The sequence below is a fragment of the Clostridium sp. AM34-9AC genome (genome assembly GCF_003480225.1).
GTDB classification, from domain to species: domain Bacteria; phylum Bacillota; class Clostridia; order Lachnospirales; family Lachnospiraceae; genus Acetatifactor; species Acetatifactor acetigignens.
The window spans coordinates 24874-48629 of the sequence record NZ_QUIU01000008.1 but is presented as its reverse complement, the minus strand read 5'-3'; the positions used below and the strand labels follow the sequence as shown (position 1 = coordinate 48629).

At 44.7% G+C, this 23756-nt stretch carries 28 protein-coding genes; 25 read left to right on the top strand and 3 right to left on the bottom strand.

What is annotated here, in order from left to right; genetic code table 11:
* The first annotated feature begins 81 nt into the window (after positions 1-81).
* The 11 genes from DW835_RS06420 (at position 82) to DW835_RS06370 (ending at position 10157) form a co-directional block, all read left to right on the top strand.
* Positions 82-417 carry a hypothetical protein gene (locus tag DW835_RS06420; RefSeq protein WP_117465569.1) on the top strand — a complete coding sequence of 112 codons (336 nt, stop codon included), beginning with the start codon at positions 82-84 and terminating at the stop codon, positions 415-417.
* Positions 418-578: 161 nt separating this feature from the next.
* Complete coding sequence (gene rfbD, locus DW835_RS06415) at positions 579-1421, top strand: dTDP-4-dehydrorhamnose reductase (protein ID WP_118730874.1); 843 nt, start codon at positions 579-581, stop codon at positions 1419-1421.
* Positions 1422-1715: 294 nt separating this feature from the next.
* Positions 1716-2138, top strand: a complete 423-nt coding sequence (gene rpsL / locus DW835_RS06410) for a 30S ribosomal protein S12 (protein WP_022153693.1) — start codon at positions 1716-1718, stop codon at positions 2136-2138.
* A 346-nt stretch (positions 2139-2484) separates the two neighbouring features.
* The gene (rpsG, locus tag DW835_RS06405) at positions 2485-2955 is read left to right on the top strand and encodes a 30S ribosomal protein S7 (RefSeq protein WP_118545676.1); all 471 of its coding nucleotides are present in this window, start codon (positions 2485-2487) and stop codon (positions 2953-2955) included.
* 15 nt (positions 2956-2970) lie between these two features.
* Positions 2971-5133: an elongation factor G gene (gene fusA / locus DW835_RS06400; RefSeq protein WP_117465565.1), complete on the top strand. Its 2163-nt coding sequence runs from the start codon at positions 2971-2973 to the stop codon at positions 5131-5133.
* Positions 5134-5250: 117 nt separating this feature from the next.
* Positions 5251-6438 (top strand): elongation factor Tu, encoded by a 1188-nt coding sequence (gene tuf, locus DW835_RS06395; protein ID WP_117465564.1) that lies wholly within the window; start codon positions 5251-5253, stop codon positions 6436-6438.
* Between the two features lie 239 nt (positions 6439-6677).
* The gene (locus DW835_RS06390; RefSeq protein ID WP_118669247.1) at positions 6678-7055 is read left to right on the top strand and encodes a hypothetical protein; all 378 of its coding nucleotides are present in this window, start codon (positions 6678-6680) and stop codon (positions 7053-7055) included.
* 10 nt (positions 7056-7065) lie between these two features.
* Complete coding sequence (locus DW835_RS06385; RefSeq protein ID WP_182430261.1) at positions 7066-8391, top strand: nucleoside 2-deoxyribosyltransferase; 1326 nt, start codon at positions 7066-7068, stop codon at positions 8389-8391.
* On the top strand, positions 8381-9025 hold the full coding sequence (locus tag DW835_RS06380) for a 7-cyano-7-deazaguanine synthase (protein WP_118097651.1): 645 nt from the start codon (positions 8381-8383) through the stop codon (positions 9023-9025). The genes DW835_RS06385 and DW835_RS06380 overlap by 11 nt, the downstream gene beginning before the upstream one ends.
* On the top strand, positions 9018-9680 hold the full coding sequence (locus tag DW835_RS06375; RefSeq protein WP_118097652.1) for a hypothetical protein: 663 nt from the start codon (positions 9018-9020) through the stop codon (positions 9678-9680). Before DW835_RS06380 ends, DW835_RS06375 begins: the two co-directional genes overlap by 8 nt.
* 216 nt (positions 9681-9896) lie before the next feature.
* Positions 9897-10157: a hypothetical protein gene (locus tag DW835_RS06370; RefSeq protein WP_347559358.1), complete on the top strand. Its 261-nt coding sequence runs from the start codon at positions 9897-9899 to the stop codon at positions 10155-10157.
* A 478-nt stretch (positions 10158-10635) separates the two neighbouring features.
* Here the strand turns inward: DW835_RS06370 and DW835_RS06365 are convergent, their stop codons facing one another.
* Together DW835_RS06365 and DW835_RS06360 are read right to left on the bottom strand one after the other, a co-directional pair.
* On the bottom strand, positions 10636-11082 hold the full coding sequence (locus tag DW835_RS06365; protein ID WP_118372532.1) for a hypothetical protein: 447 nt from the start codon (positions 11080-11082) through the stop codon (positions 10636-10638).
* Positions 11079-11282, bottom strand: a complete 204-nt coding sequence (locus tag DW835_RS06360; protein WP_118730873.1) for a helix-turn-helix transcriptional regulator — start codon at positions 11280-11282, stop codon at positions 11079-11081. Before DW835_RS06360 ends, DW835_RS06365 begins: the two co-directional genes overlap by 4 nt.
* A 200-nt stretch (positions 11283-11482) precedes the next feature.
* Between DW835_RS06360 and DW835_RS06355 the strand changes: the two genes are divergently transcribed.
* The 10 genes from DW835_RS06355 to DW835_RS06310 all read left to right on the top strand — a co-directional run bounded on the left by DW835_RS06355 (position 11483) and on the right by DW835_RS06310 (position 19139).
* Complete coding sequence (locus DW835_RS06355) at positions 11483-11800, top strand: hypothetical protein (protein WP_118730872.1); 318 nt, start codon at positions 11483-11485, stop codon at positions 11798-11800.
* A complete protein-coding gene (locus DW835_RS06350; RefSeq protein WP_118730871.1) occupies positions 11763-12437 on the top strand; it encodes a DNA alkylation repair protein in 675 nt (224 codons plus the stop codon). Before DW835_RS06355 ends, DW835_RS06350 begins: the two co-directional genes overlap by 38 nt.
* A 145-nt stretch (positions 12438-12582) precedes the next feature.
* Complete coding sequence (locus DW835_RS06345; RefSeq protein ID WP_243037074.1) at positions 12583-13098, top strand: GNAT family N-acetyltransferase; 516 nt, start codon at positions 12583-12585, stop codon at positions 13096-13098.
* A 46-nt stretch (positions 13099-13144) separates the two neighbouring features.
* Positions 13145-14104, top strand: a complete 960-nt coding sequence (locus tag DW835_RS06340; protein WP_118730870.1) for a GTP-binding protein — start codon at positions 13145-13147, stop codon at positions 14102-14104.
* Positions 14092-14838: a DUF5058 family protein gene (locus DW835_RS06335; RefSeq protein WP_118730869.1), complete on the top strand. Its 747-nt coding sequence runs from the start codon at positions 14092-14094 to the stop codon at positions 14836-14838. Before DW835_RS06340 ends, DW835_RS06335 begins: the two co-directional genes overlap by 13 nt.
* A 64-nt stretch (positions 14839-14902) precedes the next feature.
* The gene (locus tag DW835_RS06330) at positions 14903-15709 is read left to right on the top strand and encodes a hypothetical protein (protein WP_118537811.1); all 807 of its coding nucleotides are present in this window, start codon (positions 14903-14905) and stop codon (positions 15707-15709) included.
* 98 nt (positions 15710-15807) lie between these two features.
* The gene (locus tag DW835_RS06325; RefSeq protein ID WP_118537810.1) at positions 15808-17247 is read left to right on the top strand and encodes a M20/M25/M40 family metallo-hydrolase; all 1440 of its coding nucleotides are present in this window, start codon (positions 15808-15810) and stop codon (positions 17245-17247) included.
* A gap of 12 nt (positions 17248-17259) precedes the next feature.
* Positions 17260-17808, top strand: a complete 549-nt coding sequence (locus DW835_RS06320; protein ID WP_118537809.1) for a phosphohydrolase — start codon at positions 17260-17262, stop codon at positions 17806-17808.
* Entirely contained in the window at positions 17798-18163 is a 366-nt protein-coding gene (locus DW835_RS06315) for a hypothetical protein (RefSeq protein WP_118668934.1), read from the top strand. Before DW835_RS06320 ends, DW835_RS06315 begins: the two co-directional genes overlap by 11 nt.
* Before the next feature lie 175 nt (positions 18164-18338).
* On the top strand, positions 18339-19139 hold the full coding sequence (locus DW835_RS06310; RefSeq protein WP_118503401.1) for an SDR family oxidoreductase: 801 nt from the start codon (positions 18339-18341) through the stop codon (positions 19137-19139).
* A gap of 157 nt (positions 19140-19296) precedes the next feature.
* Here DW835_RS06310 and DW835_RS18375 read toward each other — a convergent pair whose 3' ends face one another.
* Positions 19297-19389, bottom strand: a complete 93-nt coding sequence (locus DW835_RS18375) for a putative holin-like toxin (protein ID WP_227061454.1) — start codon at positions 19387-19389, stop codon at positions 19297-19299.
* A 354-nt stretch (positions 19390-19743) separates the two neighbouring features.
* Here DW835_RS18375 and DW835_RS06305 point away from each other — a divergent pair, with 354 nt between their 5' ends.
* The 4 genes from DW835_RS06305 to DW835_RS06290 all read left to right on the top strand — a co-directional run bounded on the left by DW835_RS06305 (position 19744) and on the right by DW835_RS06290 (position 23520).
* On the top strand, positions 19744-20277 hold the full coding sequence (locus tag DW835_RS06305; RefSeq protein ID WP_118537807.1) for a sigma-70 family RNA polymerase sigma factor: 534 nt from the start codon (positions 19744-19746) through the stop codon (positions 20275-20277).
* The gene (locus DW835_RS06300; RefSeq protein ID WP_118730868.1) at positions 20274-21272 is read left to right on the top strand and encodes a hypothetical protein; all 999 of its coding nucleotides are present in this window, start codon (positions 20274-20276) and stop codon (positions 21270-21272) included. Before DW835_RS06305 ends, DW835_RS06300 begins: the two co-directional genes overlap by 4 nt.
* Positions 21273-21409: 137 nt before the next feature.
* A complete protein-coding gene (locus DW835_RS06295) occupies positions 21410-21778 on the top strand; it encodes a BlaI/MecI/CopY family transcriptional regulator (protein ID WP_118730867.1) in 369 nt (122 codons plus the stop codon).
* Positions 21775-23520, top strand: coding sequence for a M56 family metallopeptidase (locus tag DW835_RS06290; protein ID WP_118730866.1), 1746 nt, complete (start codon positions 21775-21777; stop codon positions 23518-23520). Before DW835_RS06295 ends, DW835_RS06290 begins: the two co-directional genes overlap by 4 nt.
* Positions 23521-23756: the final 236 nt, after the last annotated feature.

The window sequence follows — 23756 nt, the reverse complement described above, 5'->3', positions numbered from 1 at the left end:
AAATATCGAAAAATGTGAGCCGTTTTTCATGGATAAGTAGTCTTTATAGATAGAGACTAAGAAATAACGGAGGCGGTCGAGATGAGCGGCATGCTATATTCCATACCTGTGATTTTGACAGGTTATCGAATCGTACAAATTGAAGATGAAGCGACACCGCTTGCACAGGCAGCAAAGAGTGGATATTACGGTGACACAGTAGCCGGAATGCTGGGCATTGGTGTTTTATTACTCTTGGTGATTTATTTTATATTATGCAGAAAATACCAGAAAAGAATCATAGAATTGCAGGAAAATGCACATCCCGGCTGGAACTGGTGGAAGCTTAGAAAGCAGGTAACCGAACTGGAGGATAAAAAGGCAGAAGGAATTGTCGAGGATATCCGGCGGGCAGCGCAAAGCTATATGACTGTTTAAATTTAATCAGAAAGATCCGGGGATCATCCCCGGATTTTTTACACCAGATTTATAAAAGTGAAGTATTTCGTTGCTGATGTCTGCCGGGAATGTTATAATCATGTATGTGGCCGGTTCAGAGACCTGTGCCACAAGCATAGGAAAGAAAAGGAAGGCAATCTATGAAAGTCTTGGTAACAGGCGTAAAAGGCCAGTTGGGATATGATGTGGTAAATGAGTTGACAAAGTGCGGAATTGAGGCTGTCGGCGTGGATATTCAGGAGATGGATATCACAGATGCGGCCAGCGTGGAAAAGGTGATCGGAGAGGCGGCACCGGACGCTGTGGTACACTGTGCAGCCTATACCGCAGTGGATGCAGCGGAGGATAACGTGGAAATCTGCCGTAAGGTCAATGCGGACGGCACACAGAACATTGCGAATGTCTGCAAGAAGCTGGACTGCAAGATGGTCTATATCAGTACCGATTATGTGTTTGACGGCGAGGGCACCAGACCCTGGGAGCCAGAGGACGAGCGTCATCCGCTGAATGTATACGGACAGACCAAATACGAAGGAGAACTGGCAGTACAGAAGACACTGGAGAAATATTTTATCGTAAGAATCTCCTGGGTATTCGGAGTCAACGGCAAGAACTTCATCAAGACCATGCTGAATCTGGGCAAGACCCATGATCATCTCACAGTGGTGAATGACCAGTTCGGATCTCCTACCTATACTTATGATCTGGCAAGGCTTCTGGTGGATATGATCCTGACGGATAAATACGGTATCTATCATGCTACCAACGAAGGTATCTGTAACTGGTATGAATTTGCCTGCGAGATATTCCGCCAGGCTGGCATGAAAGTGGATGTGGCTCCTGTACCGGCTTCCGAGTATCCGACGAAAGCCAAGCGACCGGAGAACAGCCGCATGAGCAAAGCCAAGCTGACAGAGAACGGATTCGTAAGGCTTCCCTCCTGGCAGGATGCGTTAGAGAGATATCTGAAAGAAATCCTGTAAACAGACTTTGTGTAAGCAGGAAAATAACGGGAAATACTTCAGGGAGCGGTATCGGAAACGGTACGGCTCCCATTTTGGCGAATGTACATCATCGAGCTTTTAAGCGAGATGGTGTACAAAGTATACAAATCGAGTAGGAGCCAGCCTACTCGACTTATAATATATGAAAAAGTCATGAAAAACCCTGTAAATTTCACGAAAAACCTGTTGACAACGGAAGTCGGAACAAGTATACTGTTAAAGCGTGCCAGAAAAGGTGCGTCTATTATACTATTAAGAAAGAGGTGAAACAGAATGCCAACATTTAACCAGTTAGTAAGAAAAGGACGTCAGACTTCTGTTAAGAAGTCTACTGCACCTGCTCTCCAGAAGGGTTACAACTCTCTTCACAAGAAAGCAACAGACGTTTCTGCTCCCCAGAAGCGTGGTGTATGTACCGCTGTTAAGACAGCAACTCCTAAAAAGCCTAACTCTGCTCTTAGAAAGATCGCCAGAGTACGTCTTTCCAACGGAATCGAAGTTACCAGCTACATTCCCGGTGAAGGTCACAATCTGCAGGAGCACAGCGTTGTTTTGATCCGTGGTGGTCGTGTTAAGGACCTGCCCGGTACCAGATACCACATCATCCGTGGTACCCTTGATACCGCCGGTGTCGCTAACAGAAAACAGGCTCGTTCCAAGTACGGCGCTAAGAGACCTAAGGATGCTAAGAAATAAGTAGTATCCGGGGCGTTTTGAACATCGGACCGAGAGTTCGATGAAAATCCGCGAGGATTTTTGGAGATGTCAGCGAGACATCTTTGTACCACAAAAACGAAACTAAGAAAAGTGTTGGAATTCTGTGATACAGATATAACAGCGCGAACACTTGGGGAAACACATGTGAGTACCGATGATTTAACGTAACTAGTGAGAAGACAAGACCGACATGAAAAGAGAGCGTAAGCTTGCTTACGAGCGAACTTTTTATGGAGGGATTGGTCGGCGAACAGCCGACATCGAGGCATCTTTGATGCCGAGATAACGGATCTCACGAGAACAATTTGTTAAGGAGGGAAGAACCGTGCCACGTAAAGGACATATTCAGAAAAGAGATGTATTAGCAGATCCTTTATACAACAACAAAGTGGTTACCAAGCTTGTCAACAACATCATGCTGGATGGCAAGAAGGGTGTAGCCCAGAAGATCGTATACGGAGCATTTGCTAAGGTTGAAGAGAAGAGCGGCAAGCCTGCTCTGGAAGTATTCGAAGAGGCTATGAACAACATCATGCCTGTTCTGGAAGTAAAAGCAAGACGTATCGGTGGTGCTACCTATCAGGTACCTATCGAGGTCAGACCTGAGAGACGTCAGGCTCTGGGCCTTCGTTGGTTGACCATGTTCTCTCGTAAGAGAAGTGAGAAGACCATGGAAGACAGACTTGCTAACGAAATTCTTGACGCAGCCAACAATACCGGATCTGCAGTTAAGAGAAAAGAAGACATGCACAAGATGGCAGAGGCAAACAAGGCTTTTGCTCATTACAGATTCTAGTAGGAGGGAAAAAACTTGGCTGGAAGAGAATATCCGTTAGAGAGAACCAGAAATATCGGAATTATGGCTCATATCGATGCCGGTAAGACCACTACTACCGAGCGTATTCTGTATTACACAGGTGTTAACTACAAGATCGGTGATACTCACGAAGGTACTGCTACCATGGACTGGATGGCTCAGGAGCAGGAGAGAGGTATTACCATTACATCTGCAGCTACGACCTGTCACTGGACTCTGGAAAAAGAGACCAAACCCATGCCCGGTGCTCTGGAGCATCGTATCAACATTATTGATACCCCGGGTCACGTAGACTTCACCGTTGAAGTTGAGCGTTCCCTTCGTGTACTGGATGGCGCCGTTGGTGTCTTCTGTGCAAAGGGTGGTGTAGAGCCTCAGTCCGAGAACGTATGGCGTCAGGCTGATACCTACAATGTACCTCGTATGGCATTCATCAATAAGATGGATATCCTTGGTGCAAACTTCTACGCAGCAGTAGATCAGATCCGTACCAGACTTGGCAAGAATGCAATCTGCCTTCAGCTGCCTATCGGTAAGGAAGATGAATTCAAGGGAATCATCGATCTGTTCGAGATGAAAGCATATATCTACAATGATGAGAAGGGTGACGATATCACTGTTACCGATGATCTTGGAGATATGGCTGATGAGGCTGCTTTATATCATGACGAGCTCATTGAAAAGGTTTGTGAGCTGGATGATGATCTGACAATGATGTATCTGGAAGGTGAAATTCCTTCCGTTGAAGAGATGAAGGCTGCTTTGAGAAAAGCTACCTGTGAGTGCAGAGCCGTTCCCGTATGCTGCGGTACTGCTTACAGAAATAAGGGTGTTCAGAAGCTTCTGGATGCTATTATCGAGTATATGCCTTCTCCTCTGGATGTACCGGCTATTAAGGGTGTTGACCTTGACGGTAATGAAGTAGAGAGAAAGTCTTCCGATGAAGAGCCTTTCGCCGCACTTGCATTCAAGATCATGACTGACCCGTTCGTAGGTAAGCTTGCTTACTTCCGTGTATATTCCGGTACTCTGAATTCCGGTTCTTATGTACTCAATGCTACTAAGGACAAGAAGGAACGTGTAGGACGTATCCTGCAGATGCATGCGAACAAGCGTGCAGAGCTGGAAAAGGTTTACTCCGGTGACATCGCAGCAGCAGTTGGTTTCAAGTTCACCACTACCGGTGATACCATCTGTGATGAGCAGCATCCTGTAATCCTTGAGTCCATGGAGTTCCCTGAGCCCGTTATCGAGCTGGCTATCGAGCCTAAGACCAAAGCCGGTCAGGGCAAGATGGGTGAAGCTCTTGCAAAACTGGCAGAAGAAGATCCTACTTTCCGTGCTCATACCAATCAGGAAACCGGTCAGACCATCATCGCCGGTATGGGTGAGTTGCATCTGGAGATCATCGTTGACCGTCTGCTTCGTGAGTTCCATGTAGAAGCTAACGTAGGTGCTCCTCAGGTTGCTTATAAGGAAGCGTTTACCAAGGCTGTCGAAGTGGATTCCAAGTATGCTAAGCAGTCCGGTGGTCGTGGACAGTATGGACATTGTAAAGTTAAGTTTGAGCCCCTGGAGGCTAACTGTGAGAAGTTTGAATTTGATCCTAAGGCAAACATTCTGATCAACGATCCTCCTACTCTGTTATTCGAATCTACTGTAGTTGGTGGTTCCATTCCTAAGGAATACATCCCCGCAGTAGGTGAAGGTATTCAGGAAGCAGCTCAGGCTGGTATCTTGGGTGGATTCCCTGTACTGGGTGTTCATGCGAATGTATATGATGGATCCTATCATGAGGTCGATTCCTCCGAGATGGCATTCCACATTGCAGGTTCCATGGCATTCAAGGAAGCAATGCAGAAGGCAGCTCCTGTACTGCTTGAGCCGATCATGAAGGTTGAGGTTACCATGCCCGAGGAATACATGGGCGATGTAATCGGTGACCTGAACTCCCGTCGTGGTCGTGTAGAAGGTATGGAAGACATCGGCGGTGGTAAGATGGTTAAGGCTTTCGTTCCCCTTGCTGAGATGTTCGGTTACTCCACAGACCTGCGTTCCAAGACCCAGGGTCGTGGTAACTACTCCATGTTCTTCGAAAAGTATGAGCCCGTTCCTAAGAACGTTCAGGAAAAGGTTCTTGCTGCAAAAGCAAAATAAGCGCTAAATCAATAAAAATAACTTGAAAAACCTCTGATTATTTAATATAATCAGAGGTAGCGAGTTAAAAAAATAAAACTACGAAACTGTTTAATTATTTTAAGGAGGACTTAAATAATGGCTAAAGCTAAATTTGACAGAACAAAGCCCCATTGTAACATTGGTACCATCGGTCACGTTGACCATGGTAAAACTACTCTGACCGCTGCAATCTCCAAGGTTCTTTCCGAGAGAGTACCTGGTAACGAGAAGGTTGACTTCGATAACATCGATAAGGCTCCCGAAGAGAGAGAGCGTGGTATCACCATTTCTACCGCTCACATCGAGTACCAGACCGAGAAGAGACACTATGCACACGTTGACTGCCCGGGCCATGCTGACTACGTTAAGAACATGATCACCGGTGCTGCACAGATGGATGGTGCTATCCTCGTTGTAGCTGCTACTGATGGTGTTATGGCTCAGACCAAGGAGCACATCCTTCTGTCCCGTCAGGTAGGCGTTCCTTACATCATCGTATTCCTGAACAAGTGTGATATGGTTGACGATCCCGAGCTGATCGAGCTGGTTGAGATGGAAGTAACCGAGCAGCTGGAAGAGTACGACTTCAATGACTGCCCTATCATCAAGGGTTCCGCTCTGAAGGCTCTGGAAGATCCCAGCAGCGAGTGGGGCGACAAGATCATGGAACTGATGGATACTGTAGATTCTTATATCCCTGATCCTCAGCGTGATACTGATAAGCCTTTCCTGATGCCCGTCGAGGACGTATTCACCATTACCGGTCGTGGTACCGTTGCTACCGGTCGTGTAGAGCGTGGTGTTCTGCATCTGAATGATGAAGTTGAAATCGTTGGTATCAAGGAAGAGACCAAGAAGACTGTTGTAACCGGTATCGAAATGTTCCGTAAGATGCTGGATGAGGCACAGGCTGGTGATAACATCGGTGCTCTGCTTCGTGGTATCCAGAGAACTGAAATCGAAAGAGGACAGGTTCTGGCTAAGCCCGGTACTGTTACCTGCCACAGAAAGTTTACCGCTCAGGTTTACGTTCTGACCAAGGATGAAGGTGGACGTCATACTCCTTTCTTCAACAACTATCGTCCTCAGTTCTACTTCAGAACCACCGACGTTACCGGCGTTTGCGAACTGCCCGCTGGTGTTGAGATGTGCATGCCTGGTGATAACGTAGAAATGACCATCGAACTGATCCATCCTATCGCTATGGAGCAGGGTCTTACCTTCGCTATCCGTGAAGGTGGTAGAACCGTAGGTTCTGGCCGTGTAGCTACCATCATTGAGTAATTTCGAGTGATTGTTCACAAAACTAGTATTTAAAAGGCTTCCGAGGTTTTCCTCGGGAGCCTTTTTACGTCTGTGTAACAGTGAAAGTGTAGTCAGCGGTGCCAAAACAGTGCCAAAAACTACGCAAGTAAATTTTAAAGTAAATACTACAACTGTAATGGAATAGACCATATGTTCCGACTGTTCAAAAATGCAACGGAGATGTAAAATAACAATATCATATTTTACGGAGGTGTATTATGGGGTCTTCTGGTAATGGAATGTTTGGAACGTATCGTGGTGGTGGAGCAGGTTCAATTGTTAGAGGAGGAAATAATGGAGGCGATGAATGTCCATTAGCTATTGAAAATATTCTATTGGAGGATGTGGCTATATCAGAATATTTTCAGAATCATAAAGATGTGCCTTCCACTGGACAAGCAGTTGAATTATCAATGCAGTTAGTTAACAAGAGATTGGCTGTTGTTTTGTCCAGTACTCAAGAGGTTATTGGAAATCTGCCAGTATCTTATAACTATTTGAATTTGTGTATAAAAAAGGGAAAAAGATATTCAGGAGAAATTAAGTCGTCTGGATTATCACCTGTTCCTTTTATTGTGGTAAATTTGTATGCATAACAGAAAAATATTGATAATTGGAGAGGTATATGTAGACCAGCATCTTGATATTATAGAGAATGGATACAGTACATCAAGACTTGGCGGGATTTTTCATGCCGCAAGAAGTTGTGATGCGCTGAATATAGAATATGCATTGGCATATTATGCACCAGATTATCTTGTAAAGGATGTTGAAAAGTTTGGGATTGATGTGTTAAGAGCAAGTAGTATATTTCGTTTAGGTAAAGTGGATAAGGCACCCAACGTAATGTTAATTGGTCAGTCGGATGAGAGTGGTAATCAGCTATATGAGAACATATTAGGTAGGCAAGCAGAATATGTCAGCATGTTACCATTTATGCAGGTATTAGACGATTTCGATCCGACAGATATAATTATCTTTCCGGGAAGGTATGGGAATGCAGGAATTTTAAGTAACCTTTCAAATTATGAAGGAAAAATTCATATAGATATGAATTATGACTGTGATGATATTTTGGATTTAGATACAATAAAAATTCAGACTGTATTCTTATCGACATCATCCACCTCATTTGAAGAGTTTTTTAAAGAAATTAGTTATGATAATTTAATAAAATATTTTGACAAAAAGAATGTCAGTCAGTTATTAATAAAGGAAAATAGAGGTGGTTCATGGCTTTATGATTTCAAGGAAAAAACAAGTTATGAGGCACCTGCTCATATCGGAGAGATTATTCATTCTGTGGGAGTAGGAGATGTATATGATATAGCATTTATGTCTGAAATGGTTGGAACTAATATTGCAGGTAATATGGCATTTGCAGCGTGGATGTCAAGTTTATATGCACAAACAATTCAACAAGAAAAATTTAAAGAAAATGTAGAGCTCATTGTTCAGAATATTGAAGATTTTGTTGAAATGGAAGGAATAAGAGTTCCATGGAATGAAAGAGTAAACTATCCAATTTATATGGCAGCTCCAGATTTTGATTATGTAGATACAGAGAAATTGGATATTTTAGAGGATTCTCTTTTATATCATAATTTTAAACCTCGGAGACCAATCCAAGAAAATGGACAAGTGAATAAAGAGATGGACATGAATGAAGAACGTGCTATATTTGCTAAAGATATGGAATTGTTATCGGAATGCAAGATAATGATAGCAACATTACTCTACAACGACCAAGGAACGTTGGTAGAAATCGGGAATTATCAAGCAAATGGAAAACCAATAATACTTTATGATCCGTATCTCAAACTGGATAATATGTTTTTAAAGAATTCATGTACATATTATTGCAAGACGAAGAGTCAAGTAATTGATGCAGTATTTACTGTGGTTAGTAGGATGGTGAAAAATGGAGAATAATTTTGATTGTCTTTTGCTTGCTTCTGGTGGAATGGATTCTACCGTTTTGGCATATAAGCTTGCTAAAGAAAATAAAAATGTAGTAATTTTATTTATTGATTACGGTCAACACTGTAAGGATAAGGAATATCAAACACTTTTACAAGTACTTCCTGAAGAATATGTAGATAATGTGCGTGTTATAAAAATTGGTGATGTTTATAAGGAATCAAATTCGAGAATGATAATAGAAGCCAATTTGTGGGAAGATAATGTTGTGGCAGAGGATATGTATCTCCCGTATAGAAATATTTTGTTTATTTCATTGGCATCTGCATATGCGCAATCTATGGGAATAAAAGATGTGTATACCGCATTTATTAATAGCAACCATGCAAAAGAGATAGATTGTTCTATGGAATTTTTTACAAAATTGGAAAGTTTGTTATATGAATATGGCTCTATTAGGATTAATATGCCATTTCGTGAAATGACAAAAACAGAGGTGGCAAAGTTAGGATTAGAACTAAATGCTCCTATTGAGATAACGTATTCATGTCAGGTAAATTCAGATATGCCATGTGGAGCGTGTCCAAACTGTGTTGATCGCATTAATGCGATAAATAATATACTAGAGGAAAAGATTAATGGATAATATAGATAACTCAGTTCAAAAGGTTATAGACCTTTTGGAAAGAATTCCCCATAATTATGCTGAAATTACACAAAGAACACCATATTATAATATGGCAGCAACATTGACAGATTCAGTATTGCAAGCAGGAATGAATTACAAAAGTGTGGTGTATCCAAGAGTTTATAATATTCTGAGCAAATATTCGGATTATAGGACAACATGTGATTTTATAATACTATTTCAGACAATACCAATTGAGGAAATAATACAATGGAAAAATAAAAGAAAGCAAAACACAATCTGTAATTTGGCTTTGTATTTGTATAATTGTAATATAAATACAGAAGATGATTTGGCGGAGTGGATTTTGGATGATGGGAATGCGGAGAGCTTATTAGAAATTAATGGAGTAGGAAGAAAGACTATTGATTATATGAAATTACTATCTGGTCAGCAAGCGATTCCGATTGACAGGCATATGTTTCAATTTCTTGAAATAGCAGGTGTTTTGACAGCCGATTATAAGGAAGCAAGTAGAATATTGCGAAAGACTGCATCTGTATTAGAAGTGGGTGAAAGTGTGTTAGATAAAACTATATGGAATTATATGTCACAAAAAAAGTCAGATGGACAGATGTCGATTTTTGATATATTCGGAGATATTATGGTATAATATTTCGGAAAGCTTAAATTACCAAACAGAAAGCATGAGATTGACCTTGAAAATTATGAATAGACGTGATATAATGTGCATAGAATAAAGCTGTAATGCATTACAGTTTGGGCTGGTCGAAAGACCCGGGTCCATCAGCGGATGGGGAGGTTCCCCATTATTGGCGGGTATATCCCCGCCATTTTTTTTACAGAATTTGAAGTAAGAAGGCGCTATATGAAAGAACTAAGTATTTTTATTGATGAGTCTGGGGATTTTGGTGAATATGATTATCATTCTCCTTGGTATATAGTTACGAGACTTAAGATCAATGTGGAGAAGAGAGTGATTTCACTGAATCTGCAGATTGATCCGAAGATCTGCAGCATGTATGAGTATTTTGAGATATTCCTTGGACGTATGATGATGTGTAAGCGCGCAGCGGAAGTGTTGGAGGCATCCTTTAAGCTGACCGTGAACGGATCCAAGGTGTTGTAAATTGAGAGTTAGTGAAGAAAATTGTATCTAATCCCCGTAGCCCTTGGCAGGGTATAAGAAACGCGGCACTGCTTATTCTTATACCCAGCCGGGGCTACTGATTTCTTGAAAACCTTCATGGGTCTATAGAAGATAAATTTCCCTGTAGGTACTTTTGGGGACAGGTAAAAAAACAAAAACTAAACAATATGGGCCTATAGCTAAAAATTTGCCTGCCAGATACTCAATTTCTTCAAAATGAGTACCTCAGAGCCGGTTTTTTCCCTATAGACCCATATTCATCTTTTTATGCGTTATTTGTAGCAATTTTAGTATCTCACAACTCATTTTTTCTGTATAGACCCAAAATACAGGACACCCACGACGAACATTTTAGAATATAGAGTTCCCTTGTTATACCTTCCGGTTTTCACATTTTGGGTATCAGCAACAAAACAAGCTTCCCATGTGGGATTGATAATCATTTAATTTTACATAATTAGATGTCAGTAGAAAGTTTTTTAATTTTTCTTATAGCAATACGATAAGAAATGTAAAAAAATAACAATACTACAAGGAAATAAACAGTTAGAAATATTAAGGAGACAATAATTCTTTGATTAATCTGTTCAAGATAGAAAACAGTATCAATTTGGAAACTCTCAACAAAAACGATAATAGTATTTAAACTAGAATAGCATAGTGCAAATAGCCAACACCAGAGTGGAAAATGTTGGGTTCCATTAAAAAGAACTCCTTTTATTGACATCCAAATGATTAACACATCAGGCGCTAATGGAATAACCCAACCGTTTAAGCTTGTTTTAAAAAAATAATCTAGTAGATAAGTAAGTTCATTTGCTATAATTATACCCCAAAAAAGTTTAACATAAATTGTGTGCCGAATATTTGTGATCCTTTCATCACAGTGAATGGTGGTTTTCATAAGTTGTCCTCCTCCCAAAATAAATCGTTTAATGTTTTGTTAAGTACTTTACATATCCGAATACAAAGCTGAAGACTGGGGTTAAACTTTCCGCCTTCTAGTAAGTTGATAGTAGGGCGTGTAACATTAACTTTGGCAGCCAGTTCTTCTTGAGAAAGCTTCATCTCAACGCGCGCTAATTTAAGACGCATATTTTTCATTTATATAACCTCCTTTCTATATGCATTATATGATATATCAAACAAAATGTAAAGTATATAATACAAAAAATAATAAATATATAACGTTATGTGAAAAAGATTATTATGTTTTGGTAATAGAACTTTTAAGTATTTGATTCAAGTGTCGGAGTAATAAAAGAGTTACGAAATAAAGTAAAAGCAAATTAGGAGGAATTGATATGATGCCATATGAAGTAGGAAAGACGTTTATTATTAGGGTTCCATTATTATCTATAGAGACTTATAAGGAATTATGTTCAGAAAAAGATGGATTACCAGTTATTAAAACCAAGGAAACATTGACAGGGTATACCCACAAACTATTCACGCTGAGGCGGAAGAAGGGCACAGGCGGGCGTTCGCCGCCCCAGCTCTCAATTTCCATCCATGACTGTTTTGCATATCTTCTATGCTTGTGGTACAATAAACAGAAAGCAGGCATTTTGAGGAGAAAATTGTATGAAAGCACAGGAATTATTATTTCAATTGCAAGATAAAGGTTACCGTGATTTTCAGAGCAAATTAATCCCGACGATTCCTGCGGAGACGATTATCGGCGTCCGCATTCCCACTATTCGTAAGCTTGCGAAGGAGTATGGAAAGGATCCGGAGAGTGTAGAGTTTCTGAAACAGCTGCCGCACACTTATTATGATGAAAATATTTTGCATGCGCTGCTGGTGGCGGAGATCAAAGATTACGAGGTTTGTGTAAAAGAAGTGGAGCGTTTCCTGCCTTATGTAGATAACTGGGCGGTGTGTGATATTTTTTCACCAAAGGTGTTTCGCAAAAACAAAGACAAACTCATAGACAAAATAAGAGAATGGACAGCTTCGGACCACCCCTATACCTGCCGCTTTGGAATGGAAATGCTGATGACACATTTCCTGGATGAGGATTTCCGGGTGGAATATCTGGAGATCCCGGCAGCGGTACATTCCGAGGAATATTATGTGAACATGATGATCGCGTGGTTCTATGCCACGGCACTGGCAAAACAGTGGGATGCGGCCGTTTGTTATATCGAGAAAAAATGCTTGGATCCATGGACTCATAACAAGACTATACAGAAGGCGAGGGAAAGCTACCGGATCACTCGGGAGCAGAAAGAGTATCTGAAAACATTAAAGGTGTAAATGTGGTGATACCCGTAAAACATAAAATAGCATGTGTGCAGTCAGATGAAAGCACGGTAGAAATGCAAATGAACAAAAACGGAAAATCATAAAAAAGCAAAAGAATAAAATCGTAGAAGATAAGTTAGTAGAGGGATGGAACAGCATGAAGGATCATCACATGGAATTTCGCAGGGCACGCAGAGAAGAAGCAGAAGAGATCCTGCAATTATACCGTTCTTTGATCGGAACCGAATATTGTGTCTGGACAGAAAATTATCCCACAGAACGGGAAGTGGAATTTGACCTGTCGAGAAATGCATTGTTTTGTCTGCATGAGAGAATGTCGGAGCCTGATGAGAGAGAACGATTAATTGGCACAATCTCCATGGATGATGACCCGGAAGTTAAGGCACTGTCCTGTTGGTCAGAGGACCTTACCCCGGTGGCAGAGCTGTCCAGACTGGGAGTGGCGGTAGAATATCAGAATCGCGGCATTGCCAGGATCCTGTTGCAGGAAGCCATGGCGGAATTGAAAACACAGGGTTATAAAGCGGTACACATTTTAGTGGCAAAGGACAATGTGAAAGCCCTGCGTTCTTATGAAAAATTGCATTTTACCACGGCAGGGGAATGTGAGCTTTTCGGGCATTCCTACTGGTGTTATGAGAAAGAATTATAGAAGTGATTACTATGCAAATCAATGAAACAGAGAGGAAAGACGATATATGGTAACGATCGATCTGATCACAGGCTTCCTGGGATCCGGAAAGACTACTTTTCTGAAAAAATATGCAGAATACCTGATGGATCAGGGATTGCATATCGGTATTCTGGAAAATGATTTCGGTGCCATCAACGTGGATATGCTGATGCTCCACGAACTCAGGGGAGATCAGTGCGAACTGGAGATGATCGCCGGAGGATGCGATGCGGAGAGCCACAGGAGGCGTTTCCGTACGAAGCTGATCTCCATGCGAATGTGTGGTTATGACAGGGTGCTGGTGGAGCCGTCGGGAATCTATGATGTAGATGAGTTTTTTGATGTACTTCGGGAGGAGCCGCTAGACCAGTGGTATGAGATCGGCAATGTTATCGCCATACTGGATGCAAGACTGGAGGATAATCTCTCACAGCAGGCGGACTATCTGCTGGCATCGGAGGCTGCCAATGCCGGAAAAGTGATTCTGAGCCATGCGGATGCAGCCACCAGGGAACAGTGTGAGGACACGGTGGCACATCTCAACCGGGCACTGGAACAGATCCGCTGTGACCGGAGAATCGACCCCAAGAAGGACATCTTACAGAAAAATCTCACGGATCTGACAAAAGAAGATTTAGAGGAAGTATCCAAATGCGGTTATCGTCTGGAAAGTTACCGCAAGATGGATTTAGAGAATGGACAGAGCTTCGACTCTTTATTTTTCATGGAAGAGAAGATTAAGCCGGAGGCTTTGGAACGGGCGGTGCCCAGACTGTTTTCCGACAAGTCCTGCGGAGAAGTATTCCGTATCAAGGGCTTTGTGAAAAACGGAGCAGGACAATGGATGGAATTGAATGCTACACCGGACAGTCATACAATGCAGTCTGTCGCAGTGGGGCAGGAGGTGCTAATCGTCATCGGAGAGCATTTACAGGAAGATAAAATCAGAGAGATTCTGAAGGAGGAAGAGACATGTCAATCTTAAGTCAGTTAAACAGTGTACCGATGTACCTGATCTGTGGAGGGATCATTGCTTTTGTGGCGGTGGTCTGCGTGATTTTTCTGGTGAGGGCATACCGCGCCGGTCAGGCACTCGGTATGGATACCACAAAAATGAAGCGAACCATCATCTCCAGCGCGACCTTTTCCCTGCTGCCCAGTGTGGGGATTCTGCTGGGCGTCATCGCCCTGTCGGGAAGTCTGGGAACACCCTGGCCGTGGCTTCGATTGTCCGTGATCGGTGCCCTGCATTATGAGACCCAGGTGGCGCAGGCAGCGGCAGAGCAGGTGGGCATGAGCACATTGTCTGCTGCGGAAATGACACCGCAGGCATTTTCCACGATCGCACTGCTCATGAGCATCTGCATTATCTGGGGCATGACATTGTCCATTTTCCTGAATAAAAAATATACGCAGAAGCTGACCTCGAATAAAAAATCCGGCAAGCCGGGCTTCGGAGATATGGCAATGACTGCCATGTTCATCGGACTGGTCAGCACCTACATCGGAAGATATCTCGGCGGTTTTGTATCGGAGAACGGATTGTTTACGTTTCACGGAGATTACATTCCGTTAGTGGTAATGGCGGTATCGGCACTGGTGATGGCAGGATTTGTATACCTCATTGAGAAAAAAGGAAAAGCCTGGGTGGACAGCTTTTCCATTGCCGGAAGCATGATCATCGGCATGACAGCAGCCGTACTGGTGGGATTGCTGTAAAGGCTGACGTGACAACCTTAAAATTTGATTCGCAATTCCTCCAACGGAAGGAATCGTCTGCGGAATGGAGCTTAATATGAAAACGGATAGCATGACAATAGATAATAAGGAACTGAATAATGTAGAAGCAACAAAGGAGCAGACCGGGCAGACTTCGGATACCTGGCAGATCTATACGAAGAAAACACATATCATCGGACGGACAGTCAGCATTGTCACATTAGTAATGTTAGTGGGAGCACCGTTTCTCATCGGTAAGCTTTTAGGTGCGTATCCGGATCTGGGGGCTGTCGGCAAGGGGTTTCTCTCTGTGGGAATCGTATGGCTGGTCAGCAGCATCGCGGAGTTTTTGATCTATACGCCGATGCTGGGAGCCGGTGGTGGATATCTGGCCTTTATCACCGGTAATCTGATCAATATGAAGATTCCCTGTGCCGTCAATGCCAGAGATATGGTGGGAGCCAAGACAGGAACCCCGGAGAATGAGATCATTTCCACAATCTCTATTGCTACCTCTTCTCTGGTGACGATCCTGGTACTGGCACTGGGAGTATTGCTGATGGTGCCCCTGCAGCCCGTTTTGCAGAGTGAGGTGTTGCAGCCGGCCTTTGAAAATGTGGTTCCGGCGCTGTTCGGAGCCATGGCTTATAAATATTACCGGAAAAATATGAAGATCGCTGCATTGCCGCTGATCCTTATGAGTCTGCTGTTTATTCTGGTGCCGTCCCTGATCGGATCTACCAGCTTTATGATCGTTCCTTCCGGCGCTATTGCCATCGGTGTGGCATATCTGCTGTTCCGGAAAAAGAATACACAGAATCCGGAACAGACAAAAGCTGACCCCAATAGTGTAAATACCGGGGATGAATAGTCAGAAGGCTATACGAACAGAAAACAGATGAATGGAAAAAGGGCCAAACCTGTCAGGTTATGTGAGTAATAGAAGGAAGCGCCCGGAAAAGAGGAAATATGAAATATATAGGTTTCATTTTACTGGCAGTGATCATTGCAATTATATTGTTGTTACTGATCGCGGTGATCCGTACCTTACTGATGCCTGGGAAGACTTCTTCCTACGTGGCAGAGGAACCGGAGGAGGAATCCCTGGCACTGGCACAGAAACTTTCCAAAATGATCCAGTATGATACCACCTCCCATGCCAATGTGGCAGAGGTGGAGAAGTTCCTGGGGTTCCACAAAGTGTTGGAGGAATTGTTTCCTTTGGTACATGAGAAACTGGAAAAGACAGAGATTGACGGCAACCTGTTATTTTACTGGAAGGGAAAAAGCTCTGAGAAGCCGATCCTGCTCATGAGCCATCAGGACGTAGTGCCGGCGGAGGGTGAGTGGACCCATGCACCTTTTTCCGGAGATATTGCGGAAGGAAAGGTATGGGGGCGAGGCGCGTCCGATACCAAATGCTCTGTGATGGCATTTTTCCAGGCAGTGGAAGAATTGTTGGCAGAGGGCTTCGTACCACCCACTGATGTCTATCTGGCAAGTTCCTGTACGGAAGAGTGGGGTGGGGACGGTGCACCGAAGATCGTAGCGGAGCTGCAGCGCAGGGGGATTGAACTGTTCCTGGTATGTGATGAGGGCGGTGGTATCATCACGGAGCCCATCGGTGGAATCCACGGTAATTTTGCCATGGTGGGAGTATTTGAAAAAGGCAAGGCGGATGTGAAATTTACCGCAAGGAGCAACGGCGGCCATGCCAGCACACCGGTAAAGGGAACCCCTATCGCCAGATTGTCGGCATTCGTCAATGAAGTGGAGACGCATTCACCGTTCCGGAAAAAGATGCTGCCGGAGGTATCCGCCATGTTCACAGCACTGGCGCCTTATGCCGGGTTTGGAATGAAACTGGTATTTGGAAATCTGTGGCTGTTTGGCCCCTTATTAAAAGCGGTGATGCCATCACTCAGTGCACAGGCAGGAGCGATGTTAAAGACCACGATAGCGTTTACGGTACAGAAGGGATCCGATGCCTATAATGTGCTGCCCCAGGAGGCTTATGTGGGTGCCAACATGCGTTTTATTCCCCATCAGGGAGAGAAAGAGAGCCTGGAGATCATCAAAAAAGTGGCAGACAAATACGGTCTGGAGACCGAAGTGCTGCATGCCAATGATTATACGCCGCCTGTGGATATTCACGGAGAAGCATTCCATCTGGTGGAGCAGACCATCGCAGATACTTTCCCGGGACTGCCTTCCAGCCCTTATGTTATGACAGGCGCGACAGATGCACAGTTCTATCAGCCTATCTGTAAGAGCTGTATCCGTTTTGCACCGGTGATCTATGGACCGGAGCAGATGAAGGGAATGCATGGATTGAACGAAAATATTGAGTATAATTGTCTGCCCGGAGCTGTCAGATTCTATAAGAACCTGATCCGCGCGGAGAAATAAGGAGCGACACTTATGAACACCATGACTACATATTCTGGCAGAAAGTTTGATCCCATGCAGATGACACCGGGGGATGTATATATTGAGGATATCGCTCATGCGCTGAGCTTACTGTGTCGGGGCGGTGGACAGCTGACCTATTTTTATTCGGTGGGACAGCATTCTCTCAACTGTGCTGCGGAAGCGAAAGCCAGAGGGTGGTCGGAGAGGCAGCAGCTCGCCTGTCTGCTTCATGATGCCAGTGAGGGATATATTTCTGATATTATTCGCCCGGTGAAGATATACCTGTCCAATTATCTGGAAATTGAAAGTAAGATTATGGGAACGATCCTCACGCATTTCGGACTGGATGACCTGACGGAAGAAGAGAGCTGTCGTTGGAAGCAGATTGATGATGAGATCCTGGAACTGGAACTGAAGACGCTGCTTCACGGAGAAGAGAACCGAGAGGTACCGAAGTTATTGTCGGTACCGGATCTGGCGGAGCATACACCGGGAGAGATCGAGATCCGGTTCTTGCAGGAGGCAGAACGGCTGGGGGTGTACGGAAGTGATCGTTGACAAGAAGCCAAAGCACAGTTCAGTCACAGTGATGTGTGTCCTGGCATATCTGGATCGTTATGTCTATCCGGTACTGATTCTGCTGGCTGGACTGCTGGCGGAACTGTTCCGGGATAGAAATACCATGCTGTGCGTTCTGGCACTGGGTATATTGCTGGATGGCATCTATAATCTGGTGGGCTACCTGTGCCGTTGGAAACATATTTACCTCTGCTATCAGAGCATGAGCCATACGAAGATGACCCCCACACGTATCGAGTGGGAGCGGCTGGCAAAAAAAGATGCTTACGGTGTGCCGGCTACGCTGATTATTGGCGGAATCGTGGGGATATTGGTGAGTATTTTTCTCAAGTAGTGGGAATAAATACTGAATATGTGAAAAAAGTTGTGGAAAAGTCTGACAAGTGTGCTATAATAAATGTAAGTGCTTACATGGACTTGTATCATAAATAGAAATCAATGACATATGTTCCGGAAGGCATGGTATATTTTAGAATAGCAGATCGTCAGATTGGAAAGGGAGGTTATTTATGGGATTTTTAACAGGAAAGACAGCAATCATCACCGGTGGAGGAAGAGCGGTATTGAGTAACGGAGAGTGCGGATCCATTGGTTACGGTATTGCAACCGCTTATGCAAAGGAAGGTGCCAATCTGGTGCTGACCGGACGTAATGTTCAGAAGCTGACCGACGCGAAGGAAGAACTGGAGAAAAAGTATGGGATCAAAGTACTTCCTGTGCAGGCGGATGTCAGCGCCGGTTCGGACAATGAAGCGATCGTACAGAATGTGGTGAAGCAGGCCATTGATACTTTTGGCAGAATTGATGTACTGATCAACAATGCGCAGGCTTCCGCTTCTGGCGTAACCATCGCAGATCATACCACCGAGCAGTTTGATCTGGCGGTATATTCCGGTCTGTATGCAGCATTCTACTATATGAAGGCTTGCTATCCTTATCTGAAGGAGACCAAGGGTTCTGTTATTAACTTTGCCTCCGGAGCAGGTCTCTTCGGTAATTTCGGACAGTGCGCTTATGCGGCAGCCAAGGAAGGTATCCGCGGACTGACCAGAGTCGCAGCTACCGAGTGGGGTCCCGATGGCATCAATGTCAACGTTGTATGTCCTCTGGCATGGACCGCACAGCTGGAGAAATTCGAGCAGGCATATCCCGATGCTTTCAAGGCAAATGTCAAGATGCCTCCTATGGGACATTACGGCGACGTGGAGAAGGAGATCGGCCGCGTCTGCGTACAGTTGGCTTCTCCCGACTTCAAGTATATGAGCGGTGAGACCCTGACACTGGAAGGCGCTATGGGACAGAGACCGTAAGTGGTGAGAAAATAATTTTTAAAACTAAGGCTTGAAAGAAAGAAAGAAAGATATTATAATCAAGACATAAAGAGAAGCAACCGCCCACAAGTGGTTAGCCTCCCGGTAATTGTTTAGTAAACCTACCTGTACTGGCCAAGTGACAAGGTAGGTTTATTTATTTTCGCTTGTTTATCCTACTGTCTATGTAGGCAAGCAGCGCAATGAGAAATGTACCACCTAAAAATAACAGGTTTAATACTTCATACATATTCATTAGCACCACCTCCCTTCTCATTAAAAGCTATAAGCCGGGAGGCTATCACCTTGTAACACGGTTGCTTCTCAAGAAGTGTATCATGCGTGTGAAGGCGTTTCAATTCTAATATTTCGTATATAATTCCACAACAAAAAAGTGCACAATACCATATTTAGTAGTCAGAGGAATAAAAAGAAAATTATACGGACTATATGTAGCAAAAAAAGAGCTTTGCCTCGTAACAGGCTGAAAAGTTTTTTCTAAAGTAGGAATTTGATTTTGGTATTTATCCCCGGGACATTTCCATGTGCTCTTCCGTCTAATAGTCATAAGACGTATACTTATGAGGAAGAAAGGACGAGGCATATGGGAGAGGTAGAACAACTAGTGCGCAGGTCGAAGAAGCGGAATCCGGATGCTTTCACGGAGCTGATGCAGCTTCATGAACGGGATATGTACCGTACGGCCAGTGCAATCCTGTCGCAGGATGCGGATATTGCGGACGCCATGCAGGAGACGATTCTCACCTGTTGGGAGAAAATAGACACGTTGCAGAAAAATCGGTATTTCAAGACCTGGATGATCCGTATTCTGATCAATAAATGCAAGGATATTCTGCGCCTGGGGAGGCGGATGGTCTGCGTGGAGGAATTGCCAGAGCAGGAAACGGGGAGTACAGTAGAGGCGGAGGCCAATCTGGAATGGAAGGAAGCCCTGCGGGGACTGGATGAAAAATATCGTCTGATCGTGGTGCTGTTCTATGCGGACGGACTGCGGACAGCAGAGATTGGAAAGCTGTTGCAGCTGCCGGACAGTACGGTACGCACAAGGCTTGCCAGAGGACGGGAGCAGTTGGCAAAGTATTATGCGGAGACAGAGGAAGGAGGCGGAAGAAAATGAGACGAATACAGGAAATAGAAATAGAACTTCCACAGATCGTGTTGGAGCGGGCAGATGCAGCCTATGCACAGATCAGACAACAGGCGTCGCAGGAGAGTCCTGCGGGCAGGAGAGTCAGAAGCTTTCCCCGGGCAGCAGGCATCCTGTTGGCGGTAGTAATACTTTCCGCCACAGCTGTCTCGGCCGCTGCCGTCGGAATCGTTGGTTACCGTAGGTACATGGCGGAACGCATGACAGACATTGGTACCGAGGAGTTGGGGCATTTGGAGATGGTAGCGGAGCAGGGCAATGTCACAGCAGAATTCAGTAGAGAGTTGACAGCGAGAGAACGGACCATTTATGAGCAGCTGACAAGAGAATACGAAGCGGACGGCAAATATCCGGCGGGACAGATCCGGGAACTAGCCGAAGACGAGAACTATTCCGGCACTGGTGTGGCAGTCCGAAGTACTCCCGGAGAAGAATACGGTTGTCTGATCTATCTGCCGGATACTGTGCTCACAGAGGAAGAGTGGCTGGAGATTATAGAGTATCTGCATAAACTGGACTACAGCCTTCGGGAAAAACTATGGCAGCAGAAGTATTCCGAGGTTTCCTATTTTGACAGATATGAACAGATGACGGATGCGGAGATTGATGAATTATATGCCTTACTGGCTTCTGCACCAGTAGATGTATGGGGAACAGACAGTCGTAACCTGACAGCAGAGGAACAGAGCCGCTATGAGCAATGGACGGAAAAGTATGAAGTGGAAAATGCCTATACAGAGTCACCAATTAAGGTCATAACTGATCCGGAAGAATATGATGGACAGGAGCTTGCCTATTGCATCAGTGATGCGATGTTCTATGAGCCGGAGCGTGAGCTGACGGATGAGGAAATGCTGCAGCTGATCGATCTGGAGCACAAAAACCAATATATCTTTGAAAGGATCGGCCGGGAGATCGAGTGCGGAAAACGGGCAGGATGGCCACAGACATATCATTTGCAATAGAAAAGATACTTGACAATAGAGACCACATGCTGTAGTCTGTAGTTAGACCACAACATGTGGTCTCTATACTTTTGCAAAAGTAAACGTGAAATATCAAAATTGATGTCATCAGGAAAACAGTAGTAGGAGGAAACAACATGGCAGAGATTCAGTTAGGTGTGGTCGAGGCGTGGTATGCAGATATCATCTGGGAGCACGAACCGGTGTCTTCTTCGGAGCTGGTGAAGCTGACGGAGGAAGCATTTCACTGGAAGCGCACCACGGCGCATAATGTGCTGCGCAGACTGTGCGATAAGGGGCTGTTTCGCAATGACAACGGAACGGTGACTTCCCTGATCTCCAGGGATGAGTTCTATGCGATGCAGAGCAGACAGTTTGTGGAAGACACCTTTGAGGGGTCATTGCCTGCGTTCCTTGCCGCATTTACGAAAGATCGTGCGCTGACCGCGGAAGAAGCTGCGAAGATCCGTAAGATGATCGATGAGGCAGAAGGGGGAAAAGAATGAGCCGCATATTTTCAGATGTATTACAGATGAGTATTGTCGCGGCATGGATGATCCCTATCGTAATGGTGTTCAGACTTTTGCTGAAACGGGCACCGAAGTGGGTGAATCTTGTGCTGTGGGGGCTTGTGGGACTGCGGCTGGTGTGCCCTTTTGTGCCGGAGAGCCGGTTCAGTCTGATGCCGAAGCTGCCAATATTGTCGGGCTATTTGTACGGAAATATGATAGGCAATTCGGCAGGAAATGCGTTCAGGGCTGATACGCTGCAAAGCGGGACTAATTTTTCCAACAATATTTCCCAGACAGCTTTAGACGGCAGCATGGGCGCAGCCGGATCCGGCATGGGCGGAGTGTTCGGAATTACCGGAAGTGGAATGGGAGCATTTGGAATAGGAGTGTGGAGGATACCGGAACGGCTATTATCCATATTCACCATTCTCTGGCTGGCAGGTGTGATCCTTTTTACAGGTTATGCGGTATACAGTTACGTCAGGGTGCGGAGGCAGGTAGCGGAAGCTATGTGGCTGAGGGAGAACCTGTGGATCTGTGATGAGGTAAAATCTCCTTTTATCCTGGGACTGCATAAGCCGAAGATCTATCTGTCCTCCAGCATGGACGAAGCGCAGTACCCTTACGTCATTGCTCATGAGCAGGCGCATCTGAAACGGGGCGACCAGTGGTGGAAGCCGCTCGGATTTCTGATCTTAGCGATTCATTGGTTCAATCCTTTTGTCTGGGCAGCGTACATCCTGTTCTGCAGCGATCTGGAACTGGCATGCGATGAGAGCGCGGTGAAGAAGCTGAATCCTCAGGAGCGAAAAGACTATTCCTATGCACTGCTTTCCTGTAGTATACAAAGGCGGCTGGTGACGGTATGCCCGTTGGCCTTTGGAGAAGTTGGGGTGAAAAAGAGAGTGAAAGAGATATTGAATTATAAGAAGCCGACCTTTTGGGTGGTGCTTGCCGCGGTGGCGGTCTGTGTGATCGTAGCGGTATGTTTTCTGACGAATCCAAAGCAGGGGACGACAACCACAATCCTGCTGACGAATGAGACCGGAAAGAGCGAAAACGGTGTGGATGCCGGGAATGTCGCAAGCGCAGACGAAGTCAATGCACAACAGGAGACGGACACCGCATTGCAGGAGGCGCTGGATAAACAGAGAGAACGGGCAGAGGCGGTGAAGGAAGCAAGTGCGGCAGAGCAGGAGAAACAGGCAGCGGAGAATCCTGCCGGCTGGGTTCCGATGCAACAGAATGGTAATACTACGACATGGATGAATATGCAGGACGGTGCAACCGCCGGTTTTGTAACGGGAAAGGGAGATGCAGCGTATGCGCAGGTAAAGCTTGGTGATACGACTCTGTTGTTATTGTCGGACGGGATTTATCAGGACGGAGAGCATACCTATGCCATGTACTGTGATGTCTACGGCGTCGGAGAGGATGGAACACCGGTGCAGATCGGCGAGCTCCTAAGTGAGGGAACCGCATATCCGATCTGCGTCGGAATGTCTGGGTTCTACGTGACCTCCGGACACAGCATCGAAGTGTACAACCTTGATACCGCGACCGGACAGCTGGTACTGACCGGTTCCAATACAGAAAACTTTGACGAGAACGGCAATGAAACCTATTATCGTCTGGACAGCCGGGGACAGAGTGTGGAAAGTACTGAGGAGGAGTATCTGCAGGCATGGGATGCGTATGGAAAAGATGCGCAGCCGATAGAATTCACAACACCATAACAAAAAACTTATACACTTCTCAAAAACAAAATAAAATCATATACACTAAAAAGAATCCGAATGATCCTTCATCCGGATTCTTTTTATGGTTCTGTAAAAAAGTACCCAAAAATCATAATAAAAATCATCAAAATCAATGAATAAATATATTTTTTATGACAAAAACAGATACACAACTTCTTTTGACGAAATATTCGGAAAATGATAGATTGCATATTGTATAGAGTGTATAATTT

Excerpts from the sequence above, each read along its gene's own strand:
- DW835_RS06370 (WP_347559358.1), top strand. The coding sequence starts at position 9,897 with ATGAAAGAACTAAGTATTTTTATTGATGAGTCTGGGGATTTTGGTGAA.
- DW835_RS06320 (WP_118537809.1), top strand. The coding sequence starts at position 17,260 with ATGAACACCATGACTACATATTCTGGCAGAAAGTTTGATCCCATGCAG.
- DW835_RS06380 (WP_118097651.1), top strand. The coding sequence starts at position 8,381 with ATGGAGAATAATTTTGATTGTCTTTTGCTTGCTTCTGGTGGAATGGAT.
- DW835_RS06310 (WP_118503401.1), top strand. The coding sequence starts at position 18,339 with ATGGGATTTTTAACAGGAAAGACAGCAATCATCACCGGTGGAGGAAGA.
- tuf (WP_117465564.1), top strand. The coding sequence starts at position 5,251 with ATGGCTAAAGCTAAATTTGACAGAACAAAGCCCCATTGTAACATTGGT.
- DW835_RS06355 (WP_118730872.1), top strand. The coding sequence starts at position 11,483 with ATGATGCCATATGAAGTAGGAAAGACGTTTATTATTAGGGTTCCATTA.
- DW835_RS06350 (WP_118730871.1), top strand. The coding sequence starts at position 11,763 with ATGAAAGCACAGGAATTATTATTTCAATTGCAAGATAAAGGTTACCGT.
- DW835_RS18375 (WP_227061454.1), bottom strand. The coding sequence starts at position 19,389 with ATGTATGAAGTATTAAACCTGTTATTTTTAGGTGGTACATTTCTCATT.
- DW835_RS06300 (WP_118730868.1), top strand. The coding sequence starts at position 20,274 with ATGAGACGAATACAGGAAATAGAAATAGAACTTCCACAGATCGTGTTG.
- DW835_RS06360 (WP_118730873.1), bottom strand. The coding sequence starts at position 11,282 with ATGAAAAATATGCGTCTTAAATTAGCGCGCGTTGAGATGAAGCTTTCT.
- rfbD (WP_118730874.1), top strand. The coding sequence starts at position 579 with ATGAAAGTCTTGGTAACAGGCGTAAAAGGCCAGTTGGGATATGATGTG.
- DW835_RS06325 (WP_118537810.1), top strand. The coding sequence starts at position 15,808 with ATGAAATATATAGGTTTCATTTTACTGGCAGTGATCATTGCAATTATA.
- DW835_RS06330 (WP_118537811.1), top strand. The coding sequence starts at position 14,903 with ATGGAGCTTAATATGAAAACGGATAGCATGACAATAGATAATAAGGAA.
- DW835_RS06390 (WP_118669247.1), top strand. The coding sequence starts at position 6,678 with ATGGGGTCTTCTGGTAATGGAATGTTTGGAACGTATCGTGGTGGTGGA.
- DW835_RS06365 (WP_118372532.1), bottom strand. The coding sequence starts at position 11,082 with ATGAAAACCACCATTCACTGTGATGAAAGGATCACAAATATTCGGCAC.
- DW835_RS06340 (WP_118730870.1), top strand. The coding sequence starts at position 13,145 with ATGGTAACGATCGATCTGATCACAGGCTTCCTGGGATCCGGAAAGACT.
- DW835_RS06290 (WP_118730866.1), top strand. The coding sequence starts at position 21,775 with ATGAGCCGCATATTTTCAGATGTATTACAGATGAGTATTGTCGCGGCA.
- DW835_RS06295 (WP_118730867.1), top strand. The coding sequence starts at position 21,410 with ATGGCAGAGATTCAGTTAGGTGTGGTCGAGGCGTGGTATGCAGATATC.
- DW835_RS06375 (WP_118097652.1), top strand. The coding sequence starts at position 9,018 with ATGGATAATATAGATAACTCAGTTCAAAAGGTTATAGACCTTTTGGAA.
- DW835_RS06335 (WP_118730869.1), top strand. The coding sequence starts at position 14,092 with ATGTCAATCTTAAGTCAGTTAAACAGTGTACCGATGTACCTGATCTGT.
- rpsL (WP_022153693.1), top strand. The coding sequence starts at position 1,716 with ATGCCAACATTTAACCAGTTAGTAAGAAAAGGACGTCAGACTTCTGTT.
- DW835_RS06345 (WP_243037074.1), top strand. The coding sequence starts at position 12,583 with ATGAAGGATCATCACATGGAATTTCGCAGGGCACGCAGAGAAGAAGCA.
- DW835_RS06420 (WP_117465569.1), top strand. The coding sequence starts at position 82 with ATGAGCGGCATGCTATATTCCATACCTGTGATTTTGACAGGTTATCGA.
- DW835_RS06305 (WP_118537807.1), top strand. The coding sequence starts at position 19,744 with ATGGGAGAGGTAGAACAACTAGTGCGCAGGTCGAAGAAGCGGAATCCG.